This is a genomic window from Abyssisolibacter fermentans (genome assembly GCF_001559865.1).
Lineage (GTDB): Bacteria > Bacillota > Clostridia > Tissierellales > MCWD3 > Abyssisolibacter > Abyssisolibacter fermentans.
Window position 1 is genome coordinate 59,139 of record NZ_LOHE01000037.1, and the last position, 13,265, is coordinate 72,403.

A 13,265-nucleotide genomic window follows, 5' to 3' on the forward strand; every position below is an offset into this window, starting at 1 on the left:
ATCTATTCATTATTATGTTATAGTCTAATGTGTAATAAATAAACAATCTGTAAGTATAACTTATCTACTATTTAGAAGATTTTCATACTAAATATTTATCTCCTCTAACCAATTTTCTAATTAGCAAATTTATAAATTAATTGTATAGTAGCATAATTGTCACAATTGCATTATGTATACAAAACTGCTGTTTTATTTATTTATCCCAGAAATGTAATACATATCACTATTATCAACCGTTTTATTTATTTTGAAGTATTTACTCATAATTTCAGCGGTAACCTCTACAGGAGGTAATTTATCATTTTTTGTATTTTCATTTTCTCTATGAACAGAGTTAATAGCTTCTTTGCTCTGAGAATGAGCAATGACAATTTTTCCATCTTCATTTAACATTGATTTTAAGTGTGAAAATAAAGCATCTTTATCCTGAAAATGAGGATAAACAGAATATAAAAATATGTAATCAAAACCTGATTCTTTTAATTGATGTACGTCTATATTAGTAAATTTCACTCTATTGTCATTATACTTTGTTTTTGCTATAGCTATCATATTTTCAGATATATCAACAGCATGTATATGAGATGGTGATTTTTCTAGTAAATATTTTATTAGTACACCTGTTCCAGTTCCTATATCCAAAATCCTAGCATTTGGTTTTATTTCAGATAACTCTATTATTTTAGTAAGCTTGTTTTTATCATGTATACTTATTTCATCCCATTTATGAGCAAGATCATTAAAAAACTTTCTATTATCCATGAATTTTCATCCCCAATCTATTTTGTTCTAAAACTTTAACAATTAATGGAATGATTATGAGCTGAATTATTATACCAGGTATAGCTTTAATGAAGGACGCAGTTAAAAACCCTTTTAATACAAAGCCATTACCTCCAAATGTTAATAGTATAAAATTAATAAAACCTGAAACAGCTCTACCACATAACATTGATATTATTAAAGCTGCAAATACATTTAGTTTTCTGTTTTTAAATAGGTATCCAGTTAAATAACCATATACAGCTAATTCAAATGCCATTGCTATAGCTGTTGGATAAGCAGGCGGCATACCTGTTATAGCTGAATTTAATAATGGAGTAATAAATCCTATTAATAAACCTGTTTTTGCACCCATAATAAAGCCACATAGTAAAACTGGTATATGCATTGGTAAGAGTATAGGACCTGCAATTCCTGTTAAATGAAAAACATATGGTAAAATTAAACCTAAAGCTAAAAAGATACTAGAAGTTGTCAATTCTTGTGTTTTATTCATATAATCATCTCCTTAATAAAGAACAAATCTTAATTTTATACAGATTATTCATGTTAAAGCTCTACAATAATATAATTTTGTTTCAATCAGGTGGGTAAGAGTCCACTGATTTTTTTAAAATGTAAAGCTAAAGCTAGTTTACTGAACTTATATTAAATAATAAAAAGGTAGGGCAAAATTAGCCCTACCTTCGTGGTAAGAATATCTCTCTTATAACACGTGGGAAATTATAAACTTAGTAAGATTATAATTTCCTTTATGTTTTTTAAAAATTAATTAAATTGAAGATTTGTTTTCATATTAGTCTTGTCTACAAGAACATTATAAACTTATATACTGATATTTTCAATATATTTTTGAAAATTAGTCTTGTGGTCTTAGTATAATATATTACTCTTTATATTTATTCGATTTACAAAATAAAATTAACCAAAAAGAGAAAATTAAACAAGAATTGTATTAAAAATAGGCTAATATCCAATTATTTTACATTGAAATTGAATCCTACAGATGTTAAGGTATTATTAGTGAAAGGAGGAATACTATGAGGAAAATTTTAGCTGTATTTGTACTTGTTTGTATTCTTGTGAGTGCCTCCTATTCATTTGGCAACTCATATGTGATGCATACAGCTAAGAACGGTGATTCTTATTGGAAAATTGCAAATCAATATGGTGTAGAGTTATCTAAGCTGCAAAATATGAATCAATTCTATGGTGACATGTTATATGAAGGCAAGCTGGTAAAAGTTAAACCATCTAATAAAACCATCAATCTTAAGGTTAATGGAAAGCTTATCTCACCTGATCAATTTCCATATTTAGAAAATAACAGAGTATATGTTCCAATCCGTATAATATCAGAAGCTCTTAATGCTGATATAATATCATGGGACAAAACAAATAAAACTGCTATTATTCAAAAAAACGGACAAACTATTTCTCTTCCTTTATGGTCTGACACTGCTCAAATTGACGGACAGTATGTAAAGCTTGATGCCCCAATTAATGTGTACAATGGAAGAACTTTCGTTCCAGTACGATTTTTATGCAAAGCTTTTGATATAGATGTAAATTGGGATAGCAAAAATTACACTGTTCAGATTGATACAAAAAGCACATATAATGAAATAACAAATTCTGATGATTTATATTGGTTATCTAGAATAATACATGCAGAAGCAGGTGGAGAGCCTTTTGAAGGAAAGGTAGCAGTAGGTAATGTTATTCTTAATAGGAAAAAGAGTTCAGAATTTCCTAACACGATAAAGGAAGTTGTTTTTGATAAAGAGGGAGGTTATTATCAATTTTCTCCTGTTTTAAATGGTTCGATAAATAATACACCATCACAAGAAAGTATAAATGCTGCAAAGAAAGTTCTGGAAGGCTATGACAATATAGGAGATTGTCTATATTTTTTAAATCCATCTAAATCAACAAATAATTGGATTACGAATAATAAAACATTTTATAAAATAATAGGGTTACATCATTTTTATATTTAATTTGACATAAAATATAGCTTATATCAACAATCTCTGATTATTCATATAACTATGAACAATCAGAGATTATGTAAGTGATGTTTCAAAATCGATGAAATTGACAATTTTGGAGCATCACTTATTTTTCTTCTATAACTTCAGGTATATCTAGGTTTCTATTGTTAAGTAGCTTTTCTATTAATATTGAAGTTATAATTATAAGTGGTAGAGATACGACCCATCTAATAATTGAAAATTTTACCCCTACGAATGTTACTTCAAAAACTGTCATAGGTATTCTACATACACCAGCAGCACCTAAATAGGTGAGTACTACTGTTAATCTTGCTCCTTTTTTATATAAAGAATGAGCTAAAGGAAGTGTTGCAAAAATACCACCAACTGTTGTGCAGGATAATGCTATAGCCCAAAAGTATCCTTCTATACCAGATGAAGTTCCTAAATGCTTTTCTACAGTTTCTCGTTTAACCCATACCTCGAATAATCCTATTAATATAAAAGCAAATGGGAGTATTTTAATCATATCTAATGCAAATAAATAAAAATTATAGCTGATTTTCACTCCAGGTTCGTATTTAAATAATAATGATACAATTATGAATACAGAGTAAGCTATAAATAATATAAGCTTTTTTTTCTTTACCATATTATAACCTCCCCATAAGCTAGTCCAATAATTAATGCAAGAATTAATACAATTACATAACTAAAGATATTTCTAACAATAGTAAGTTTACTACCAAAGTATTTTTTTTCTACTGGGTAAGTAATTATACCAACCATCATAAGAGAAGTTGTAAAGGAAGCAATTACACAATATTTAATACCTTTACTGAGAAGTACCTTAGCTAATGGAAAAGCAATAAAACCTGGCATTAATGAAATAGAACCTAATAAAGAAGCAATTAGTGCTCCACTCAAGATGTTTTCTTCACCTAGGTATTTAGCAATCATAGCATCAGGTACTAGATATAGTACTATAGATACCATAATTAGCATAGTAAGAAAAGCAGGTAGAATATTCTTTAGTTTTTTTAATGCTATTTTAAGTGCTTTTTTTGTTTTTTTCTTGTCTGCTATGTAAGAAACTAATAACATAACAATTACAAGTACATAAAATATAGTCATTATTTATCACCACAATAATATTTATTTTTTCCAGAGCATATGTGTTTGCAATTACCAGAAATATCAAGTATAGCTCTCATTTCATCACTAATTTGTAAATTTCCTAGCAAAAACTCACTCATTTGTTTTAGCTCTGTTTCTTGAATTGTATATAGAGTAAAATAGCTGATTTTTTCACCGTGTATCAAATTGGCATTTTTTAAAATTTTTAAATGTTGAGAAACTGCTGATTCGGAGATATTTAATCTTTTTGCTATGCATTTTGAGCATATCTTTTTTTTAGAAATTAAAATAAATATCTTAAATCTGGTTTCATCTCCTAGTGCTTTAAATTTAGCTACCATGTCTTTCATAAACATACCTCTAATCAATTAAGTAATTACTTAACTAGATTATAATATACTTAATTAGTTTATGCAATAGTAAAATGATAAATTTTACTATTATTTTTTAAGCAGAGAACTCAAAGTAAATAACTATAATCTATAATTAATAATATTACTAGGAGACATGTATACATGTCTCCCTCTCCAAAACTTGTGAGTCAATATAATTTTAAATAAAAATATCCCTCTAAATCAAACTATTGAAGCAAGTAGTAATATTTCTTCATTGTCATTATATATTTTATCGAACTGAGATATTGGCAATGGATTTTTTCCCTTTCCTGCTTCTATAGTATATCCGGGTCTTCTATATTCTTGTATAAACCAATCCTTCATACCTGCATAGGAGCCAATTCCTGTTATTGTACTTAATTTATAACCACTTGCTTTTTCAAACATTTTACCTATTGTTAATGCTTCAGGCGGCTCAAGATTTTCAAATTGCCAGTATATTACTTCACCTTGAGTATGATAAGAAAGTACTAGTCTAAAATTATGATTATTAGTGAAATTAACTACTGCTGTAGATTCAGGTTCTGATAGAGGTTTTTCACCACCATATCTTGTAGGACCTGGACCTGTTATACCCATTTGGCTTTCTAATTCTTTGGATTCCTCCCATTTAGCAGGATAGTTATGATTTAAATCTACACCTCTTACGTTAGCCTGCCATACCTTTGAAAAATCAGTACTTCCATTATTCCAGGATATTAAATCATTATAATAAGGATTGTCAGCTTGCAAACCATTTAGTACTAAATCTACTCCATCAGGGTTAACTTGTGGCATAATATAAATAGAACTATTATTCCAAATATAATCCAGATCATATCCTCGTATTGTTTGATTGTTAACATAAGCTTTCAAAAAATTTTCTGTAAATTTCATCAAAAGCGGAGTCGTTATCCATTCCAGTGAATGATGAGCAGCATTGTAAAATACTTTATTATCACCCTTTCCAAGCTTTATATAATACAGATCTCTACCTAAAACGCTTTTTCCAGCAGAACCAACTTCAATAAATGGATATCTTGTTTTTAAACCTTGTATGTCTCTTTCCATTATTTCGTAAGTATATGATATATTTGTATCTACTACATCAATACCATAAGGAACAATAATTTTTTGTCCAATCATTAAGGCATATGGATTTATTCCGGGATTAGCTGCTAAAATGCTATTTACAGTTGTGTAGTATCTTTGAGCTAAAAGCCAGAGTGTGTCTCCCGGCTGAATATAATATATATCATATCCGTTTAGTAAAGTATTAATAATTTGATAGGTGTTCGGACCGATAATACCATCTGCTACTAGACCATTATCTCTTTGAAAAGCTTTGACTGCATTTTCTGTTTGAGTGCCGAAATAGCCATCTATTGGTCCGGGATTATAACCTATTTGTTTTAATAAGGATTGTATTTCTATGACATCAGTTCCAGAACTTCCGTATTTTAAAATAATGAACACCTCCTATTAGATTTCTATATGAGATTATAATATATAGTTAGTTAAATACGTTACTCTTTGATTTAATATATTCGTAGTTGTGTTAAAAGTTTAAAAATTGTGTAACTTTTTTAAGTGAATTACGTCATTATTGTTGAATTAACGTTAATTTTTATAATTCATTAGAAAGGTAGTGTTAATATGCGTTTTTTAGCGGGTATTCCTAATCATCTTGATAGATATGCAGAAATCGGAGATTTGGGAATGAGTATAATAGGTGTTAGTATAAGTTTATTAGTTTTACTTTATTTAGTTCATATTTTTTATAAAAAAGAATTATTTTCTAGGAATGAAGCAATTTTAGGTTCAGCACTAAGAGTTGTTTTCCTGATATCTTTAGGAGTAGAATTTTTACATAAAATTATAAGTAATAGTAATACTGATATCATTAATTCTGTTAATGTTGTTAGAGGGTTGTGGAATAATCTATTTTTTGGATATATGATAGTTGTTGGAATTTATTATATTCTAACTATGAAAGAAAGCAAGTACAAAGGATATTTTTACAGCTTCGATACATTGATAATGTCAACACCAATAATATATAAGGTGTTTATTGTATTAGTTGGAATATTTAAATTTGATTTAGTAGAAAACTTGAAATATATTTTACTTGAAATTATAACAGTTGTTATTGTTGTGCTGACTATATATTTCTTTTTTAAGATGTATTGGAAGAAATCTGCTAAACGAATTAGTTTGTTTTACTTTTTTAGTTTAATAGGTTTATTATTAGGATTAATTGAGCAAAGTAGTAATTTTACAAGTAGCGACAGAACTGCTTTACTTGTATCATCATTGTTCTTATTCCTTTTAGGTAGCTATGAAATGGTTTATTATTTAATACATAAAAAAAATAAAGAAGAAAGTATATTTACAAAAACCTTTACTACTATTACAGCATGCATTTGTATTATTTTGTTAAACCCTTTTTATAATTTATTTGATTACAGTATTGATAATACACAGCCAATTTGGGATTCAACAGTAAGGGAAAATGCTAGTTTGAGTGATATTAAAACATGTGAAATGATTGCAAGGAAAGCTTTAAATGATTATGATTCACCGTTTAATGTTATTGGCTCTGGTGGAGGAATATTATATTATGAAATAGAAAGTGTTATAAATGATTATAGAATAAGATTTTTTTCAACTAATAATAGAATATTTAGTATATATAGAAAATCCAGAGATGTAAAAGTTGTATATTTAGATGAAATAAAATCAAAAGAAGAAATAAAAGATATGACAGTAAAATGGTTAAAATCAATTGATAATCCATACAATCCTTTAGTTGAAGAAATGATTATTGAAGAAAATGATGAAGTGTTTAAAATTAAATTTCCATTAAAGTTTACAAATGGAGAAATTGCAGATCAAGAACACAATTTGTACAATGACGGAAGAGACTTAGTGTGGAGTAAAGATGGTAAATTGATTGGTTATAACAGTAATTTTGGACTTTATCCATTGTCATATTTTGATGATATAGAAATGACAGAAAGTAATGTAAAAGATATTGTTACAAAGTTTTATGAAAAGTTAAACAATGACGTTCCACCTTATGTAATTAATAATATTTCTAATGATTATAGCAGTAATCCAATTGTCAATATTTATACTAAACATAAAGAAACATTAAGGATAGATACTTTAAGTGGAGATATTATAAGATATAGTGCAAAAAACAAAAAAGCAGTTTCTGCTAAAACAGAAAACAAAGATAAAGTACTAGGATATTTCAAATTATTCTATGATGATGAAGAATATAGTTTTAAAATTGAAGGTACAGAATATATATTTTCTAATGAAAAAGATAAGATAATTATTAAATTAGATAATGATGAAGAACTTGTTAGTTTCTATAAATGGAAAACTAAAAATAATAATAAACCTACTTACTCAGAATTTAAAATATCAAGAAATAGAGCTTTAAAATCAGTAAAGAATCTATATAAGCCTTGGCAGATATATAAATCAAAAGTGAGTTTAGGTATGTTTATTGACCAAGATAATAATTGTAATTACGGATATATTATTGAAATTACGCCTTTTGGTAAAAAAGAACACCATGTATATAGAGTTGACTCAGAAACAGGTAATGTAAAAGCATTATATGATTTTGGGAAGGTGATTAAAAATGAGTAAGTATTGTATGATGGTAAGAGACTTGATAGACTATTACGGTATAGAAGGACTGGAAGGGGAAACTCTAGCATGGGTGAAAGGGCATATTTCTGCTTGTGATGAATGTAAAAATTATATACCAGATGAAAAAGCAAAGAAACTAATGACAGAAGTAGATGTATTAAGTGAAAAGGATAAAAAGCTAATAAAAAAAGTTAGACTAGTTTTTTATTTAGGATGTTCTTTTGTAGGCGTATTCTTATTGTGGATAAGCTTATGGAGTATATTATGGAGTAAATAAATTATGGATAAAAAAATTGAAGATATCTATAGAGAATACAAAGATATAGTTTACTATTTTTTAAATATAAAACTCAAAAACAAAGCTGTTGCTGAAGAGTTAACACAAGAAGTGTTTTTGAAGGTTTTTAAATCTCTTTATAGTTATAGAGGAGAGGCTTCAATAAAAAATTGGGTTTTGACTATTGCTAGAAATGAGTTCATTTCATATGTTAGAAAAAATAAAAAATTCCAATTTGAAGAATTACCATACGAACAATTAGCTGTTAACAATAAAAGAGATGAAAACCCAGAAGCATATATAAGTTGTAAAGAAAATTCTCAAATGATTTATAATATACTTGATAAGCTGAATGATGATCAAAGAAATGCTCTGATTTTATTTGATATAGAACAGTTGTCTTATAAAGAAATTGCTAATAAGCTTAATTGGAGTCTTGCTAAAGTTAAGGTTACAATATACAGGGCTAGAATAAAATTTAGACAATTGTATGAGAAGGTGGATAATTATGAATTGTAATATAATTTTAGATTTACTTCCTTTATATGAAGAAAATTTATGTAGAAAAGAAACAAAAGAATTTGTTGACCAGCATTTGAAAAACTGTGAATATTGCAGAAGTATAAAAGCATCAATGTCTTTGAATATAGAAGGATTACAAGAAAAGTCCCCTCCTATACTTGATGAAACAAAAATGTTAGAAAAATATTATGGATTTATCATAAAGAGGTTTGTATTAGCTGGTTTTGCTTTATATATTTTATTAATGCTGATAGGGATTTTAATAAATTAAGTAATATATAACCCTTTTAAACTCTTTTTTAGTGTAGATTATTACGCTAATTGCATATTATAACTATGAGGGAGGATTATGTTTAAAGGGGTTGAAGTTAAGTGGATATAGTTGTTGTTGCATCTGATAAACATAGTAAGACAGCAGAAGATTTAGCTGAATATATATCCAATAATAAAGGTCATAATGCTATTAATCTAAGTCTGAATCAATACAAAATGAATAATAACGATAAAGAAAAACCAAAAAATTTAATTATCATTGGTGACGAGACTGAAAATTCATTAACATCTATTCATATGAAGGATTTAAAAGTAAGTCATTCTAATAATGGTGTATTTTATGGATATGATAAAAATAATGTTGTATTATTTGGTAGAGGTGATTTAAGAGACAAGAATGCTTTAACTAAAATGATTAAGGATATAGGTTTTACTACATCTACATCAGTAATATTTGAGGTGTTAGCAGCATTTGTTATTATAAGTATAATAGGTTATGTTGTAGTAAAGATATTTAAGGGACATATGGGTAAAAGAGAAGGAAAACATTTTAAAATTCTACAAACACAAGTAGCAGCTGATTCGTTTATGAAAAATGACTTTGATTCATGGGTAAATCTCAATAAATAGTTATATGTAAATATGAGGTGAAAGGAATATACTTAGTGTTATAAATATATGTATTTCATAGAAAATAAGGGCTTGCTTGAAAAGAGTAGCCCTTATTTCTTGTGAATTGATTACTCTTAGGAGCGAAGTGAGTAGGAGTTACAAATTGAAAGATTAATAAAAGGCTCACATATATTTTCAATCTATGCTAAGTATGATTTTAGCTTTTGATTACCTTAAAAAAATAAAAAATAGCTTTTTAAAATTTAGATTTGTGTTATTATATTGTAGAAAGATAAAAGACAGGAGGATTTTTATGCAACGGTGGAAGAAGAATTTATATGCATTATGGATTACTCAAATAATATCTCTGACAAGCTTCGGGTTAGGATTGCCATTTTTACCATTTTACATACAAAAATTAGGAGTGGTAGAACCAGAGCAAATAAAATTTTTTACTGGTATTTTATCAACTGCACCTGCTGTAACAATGGCTATAATGGCACCAGTTTGGGGCAAGTTGGCAGATAAATACGGTAGGAAGTTAATGATACTTAGAGCAATGTTTTTTGCAATATTAGTAATTGCGGGTATGGGTTTTGTAACTAATGTTTGGCAGTTGGTGATATTAAGAGGTTGTCAAGGATTATTTACCGGAACAATAACAGCCGCAACAGCATTTGTAGCTGCAACAACTCCAAAAGAAAGGCTTTCATATGCTTTAGGAGTTATTTCGTCTTCAACTTTTATAGGATATACTATTGGTCCTGTTTTAGGTGGGTATTTTGCAGATAATTTTGGTTTTAGATTCAGCTTTTTTTTAGGTTCAATTGTAATGTTAATAGGTTTTCTTTTAGTACTATTTTTTGTTGTTGAAGAGAAAGAAGTTGTAGTTAAGGGAAGTGAAAAACAAGATTCAAATAAGGAAAAGAGCAATTACAAATTATTTACACCATTGGTTGTTTCGTTAATTGTAGTTTTGTTTTTTCATAGAGTTACAAGAACTATATTTTCACCATATCTTCCACTATATATACAAGGAGTATTAAATACAACTGAAGGAGCATCTAAATTAACAGGTTACATCAATGGAATTATTGGAATAGCATCAGCCGTTTCGGGACTTACTATAAGTAGGTTAGGTGATAAGTATGATAAATTAAAAATTGTAACAATATTATTAGGTATTGCGTTTGTTGTTTCTTTAAGCTTGACTAAAGCTGGTTCACTATACATGTTTGCATTATTGTATGGGTTATTATTCTTCTTTATTGGTGGAGTAGAACCTATTATTACATCTATAACAGCTGAGAATACTCGTCCAGAAAGAAGAGGAGAACTCTTTGGTTACCAAGGTTTAGTTGGCAGTATTGGATGGATTTGTTCTCCGATGGTTGGAGCATATATATCAATGAATTATAAGGTTAGTAGCATACTATATCTTATACCTGCATTGTTAACTATAAATTACTTATTGTTAATTAGTATAAGAAAAAGATTAAATAAAAAAGGAAATAGTTTAATATCAAAATAAGCCCAGATAGTGATATGCTCCTCTTATGGTAGACAGTATAAAAAATAAAAACTGTTTACCCAAAGGAGGAGTATATTTTTTTATGTAATAAAAAAGTCCTACTATCTGGGTAAAAGTTTAAAAAATTTCTATTTAGGGTCAACCTTTGAGGTAAGTGTGACTCAACGTTTTTAGATTGAAGCCATACAAGACTTTTTTTACTCGGAGATACATAAATTTTATAATAAAAAGTCCTACTATTTTGACAAGAGTTCAAAAAATGCTGTAAATAATATATTGTAAACGTTTTATTAGAATCTGATAGCAAATTTTCATTTTATTTAACACATAGTTGACGATATTTAAGGCTATATTATAATATAAACATAAAACAAACTACAGATATATGTATAATTTATATCTGTTGATTGAATCTGAATATGTAAGGAGGTATTTTGATAAAACTGATAAGAGGTAAGATAAGAGAAGATATTACTAATCCTTTAAAATTTAAAATACTTAGTTATTATGCTATATCTTTGATATTGTTTGGGTTTGCTGTAGATAATCCTAAATCAATATTTATTGGTTTATACAGGATTATGATAGAACCAGATACTCTTATAACAGATTATATTGGAGTAGGTGGAATAGGTGCAGCCTTTTTAAATGCTGGGTTACTCACTTTGATATTTATATTTTTATTATACCGGTTAAAAGTTAACTTTAACGGAGCTACATTTGCGGCATTGTTTCTAATATCGGGATTTGCATTGTTTGGTAAAAATTTATTTAACGTATGGTTTATAGTTTTAGGGGTGTATTTATATTCGAGAGTGCAAAAGGAAAAATTCTCTAAATATATTTATGTAGCTTTATTTGGAACTGCTATGGCTCCGATGGTAACTGAAATTATTTTTAGCACATCATTTTCATTAACTATGAGATTAGTCTTTGGTGTATTTATTGGAATAACTATTGGCTTTATATTACCTCCTTTAGCAACTTATCTTATTAGGGTTCATCAAGGTTTTAACTTATACAATATTGGATTTGCAGCAGGTATGATAGGGACTATATTTGTTTCGATTTTTAAATCATTTGGATTTTTACCAAATCCACGCATGATATGGACTAGAGGAAATAATTTGTTATTGGGAACGTATTTTTGCATAGTGTTTATTTCATTTATTATTACAGGATTTATATTAAATAATAAGTCATTTAAAGGTGTTAAGAATATAAGTAAATATACAGGTAGATTGGTTACAGATTTTATTTTACTTGAAGGCTTTGCACCTACGCTAATCAATATGGGTTTAAATGGATTAATTGCACTATCATATGTTATCTTAATAAGAGGAGATTTAAATGGACCAACTATAAGCGGAATATTAACAATAGTTGGATTTGGAGCATTTGGTAAACATTACAAAAATATACTACCTATTTTTTTAGGAGTATTTTTAGGATCACTAATAAAAGTATGGGCTATCAATGATCCATCTATACAATTGGCAGCTTTGTTTGGAACTGCATTAGCACCAATAGCTGGAGAGTTTGGATGGTTTTATGGAACAGTAGCAGGATTTATTCATTCTTCAGTTGTTTTAAATGTAGGAGTTTTACATGGTGGTATGAATTTATATAATAATGGATTTGCAGCAGGTATAGTTGCATCTATTTTAGTACCTATAATAGAAGCTTTTAGAAAGGATGAGGATTAATGAAACATACTAAAAAAAGAATATCTAAGATAGTAGATGAGCTTATAACATATCTATTGTCAATAGGAGCAGATGATGTATTTGTTAATATTAAAGATGAGAAAAATAGGTATAAGATATGTGCAAAAAGTAATTATACGAAGAAAAATAACGAAGAAAAAATAGATAATTTAATAAAATATCTCAACTGTCCTAAGCAAGAGGCAATGGAAGAATACTATTGGGAATTAACAGGCGATTGCGATGTAGACACTGAACTTACACTTATAGGAATGATGGTTGATAAAGTAAATGTTAATATAGACGATAATAAAATCGATATTGAATTATATAAAAATAAGTAACTACGATTATTCATGTAACGCCCAATTATCTGGGAGTAGTATA

15 protein-coding genes are annotated in these 13,265 nt (G+C 27.9%); 9 read left to right on the forward strand and 6 right to left on the reverse strand.

The window, feature by feature from the left end; all coding sequences use genetic code 11:
• Positions 1–192: 192 nt before the first annotated feature.
• Entirely contained in the window at positions 193–765 is a 573-nt protein-coding gene (locus AYC61_RS03890; RefSeq protein WP_066497172.1) for a class I SAM-dependent methyltransferase, read from the reverse strand.
• Positions 758–1,282 carry an ECF transporter S component gene (locus AYC61_RS03895; protein ID WP_066497174.1) on the reverse strand — a complete coding sequence of 175 codons (525 nt, stop codon included), beginning with the start codon at positions 1,280–1,282 and terminating at the stop codon, positions 758–760. Before AYC61_RS03895 ends, AYC61_RS03890 begins: the two co-directional genes overlap by 8 nt.
• A gap of 544 nt (positions 1,283–1,826) precedes the next feature.
• On the opposite strand from AYC61_RS03895, the gene AYC61_RS03900 reads away from it, so the two are divergent.
• The gene (locus AYC61_RS03900) at positions 1,827–2,786 is read left to right on the forward strand and encodes a stalk domain-containing protein (RefSeq protein ID WP_066497177.1); all 960 of its coding nucleotides are present in this window, start codon (positions 1,827–1,829) and stop codon (positions 2,784–2,786) included.
• A gap of 118 nt (positions 2,787–2,904) precedes the next feature.
• Here AYC61_RS03900 and AYC61_RS03905 read toward each other — a convergent pair whose 3' ends face one another.
• From AYC61_RS03905 to AYC61_RS03920, 4 genes are all read right to left on the reverse strand, one after another.
• Entirely contained in the window at positions 2,905–3,432 is a 528-nt protein-coding gene (locus AYC61_RS03905; RefSeq protein WP_066497182.1) for a permease, read from the reverse strand.
• Positions 3,426–3,914 carry a permease gene (locus tag AYC61_RS03910; protein WP_066497184.1) on the reverse strand — a complete coding sequence of 163 codons (489 nt, stop codon included), beginning with the start codon at positions 3,912–3,914 and terminating at the stop codon, positions 3,426–3,428. Before AYC61_RS03910 ends, AYC61_RS03905 begins: the two co-directional genes overlap by 7 nt.
• Positions 3,914–4,267: an ArsR/SmtB family transcription factor gene (locus AYC61_RS03915; RefSeq protein WP_066497186.1), complete on the reverse strand. Its 354-nt coding sequence runs from the start codon at positions 4,265–4,267 to the stop codon at positions 3,914–3,916. The genes AYC61_RS03910 and AYC61_RS03915 overlap by 1 nt, the downstream gene beginning before the upstream one ends.
• Before the next feature lie 225 nt (positions 4,268–4,492).
• Complete coding sequence (locus AYC61_RS03920; protein WP_202906796.1) at positions 4,493–5,767, reverse strand: M14 family metallopeptidase; 1,275 nt, start codon at positions 5,765–5,767, stop codon at positions 4,493–4,495.
• Positions 5,768–5,947: 180 nt separating this feature from the next.
• Between AYC61_RS03920 and AYC61_RS03925 the strand changes: the two genes are divergently transcribed.
• The 8 genes from AYC61_RS03925 to AYC61_RS03960 all read left to right on the forward strand — a co-directional run bounded on the left by AYC61_RS03925 (position 5,948) and on the right by AYC61_RS03960 (position 13,222).
• Positions 5,948–7,954, forward strand: coding sequence for a hypothetical protein (locus tag AYC61_RS03925; protein WP_066497187.1), 2,007 nt, complete (start codon positions 5,948–5,950; stop codon positions 7,952–7,954).
• The gene (locus AYC61_RS03930) at positions 7,947–8,234 is read left to right on the forward strand and encodes a hypothetical protein (protein ID WP_066497190.1); all 288 of its coding nucleotides are present in this window, start codon (positions 7,947–7,949) and stop codon (positions 8,232–8,234) included. The genes AYC61_RS03925 and AYC61_RS03930 overlap by 8 nt, the downstream gene beginning before the upstream one ends.
• A 3-nt stretch (positions 8,235–8,237) precedes the next feature.
• Positions 8,238–8,753, forward strand: coding sequence for an RNA polymerase sigma factor (locus AYC61_RS03935; protein WP_066497192.1), 516 nt, complete (start codon positions 8,238–8,240; stop codon positions 8,751–8,753).
• Positions 8,743–9,027, forward strand: a complete 285-nt coding sequence (locus AYC61_RS03940) for a zf-HC2 domain-containing protein (RefSeq protein WP_066497194.1) — start codon at positions 8,743–8,745, stop codon at positions 9,025–9,027. The genes AYC61_RS03935 and AYC61_RS03940 overlap by 11 nt, the downstream gene beginning before the upstream one ends.
• Positions 9,028–9,128: 101 nt before the next feature.
• Positions 9,129–9,659, forward strand: coding sequence for a hypothetical protein (locus tag AYC61_RS03945; protein WP_066497196.1), 531 nt, complete (start codon positions 9,129–9,131; stop codon positions 9,657–9,659).
• Between the two features lie 295 nt (positions 9,660–9,954).
• Positions 9,955–11,172 carry an MFS transporter gene (locus AYC61_RS03950; RefSeq protein ID WP_066497201.1) on the forward strand — a complete coding sequence of 406 codons (1,218 nt, stop codon included), beginning with the start codon at positions 9,955–9,957 and terminating at the stop codon, positions 11,170–11,172.
• A gap of 434 nt (positions 11,173–11,606) precedes the next feature.
• Positions 11,607–12,878: a DUF1576 domain-containing protein gene (locus AYC61_RS03955; RefSeq protein ID WP_066497203.1), complete on the forward strand. Its 1,272-nt coding sequence runs from the start codon at positions 11,607–11,609 to the stop codon at positions 12,876–12,878.
• Positions 12,878–13,222 carry a hypothetical protein gene (locus AYC61_RS03960; protein ID WP_066497206.1) on the forward strand — a complete coding sequence of 115 codons (345 nt, stop codon included), beginning with the start codon at positions 12,878–12,880 and terminating at the stop codon, positions 13,220–13,222. Before AYC61_RS03955 ends, AYC61_RS03960 begins: the two co-directional genes overlap by 1 nt.
• Positions 13,223–13,265 lie beyond the last annotated feature (43 nt).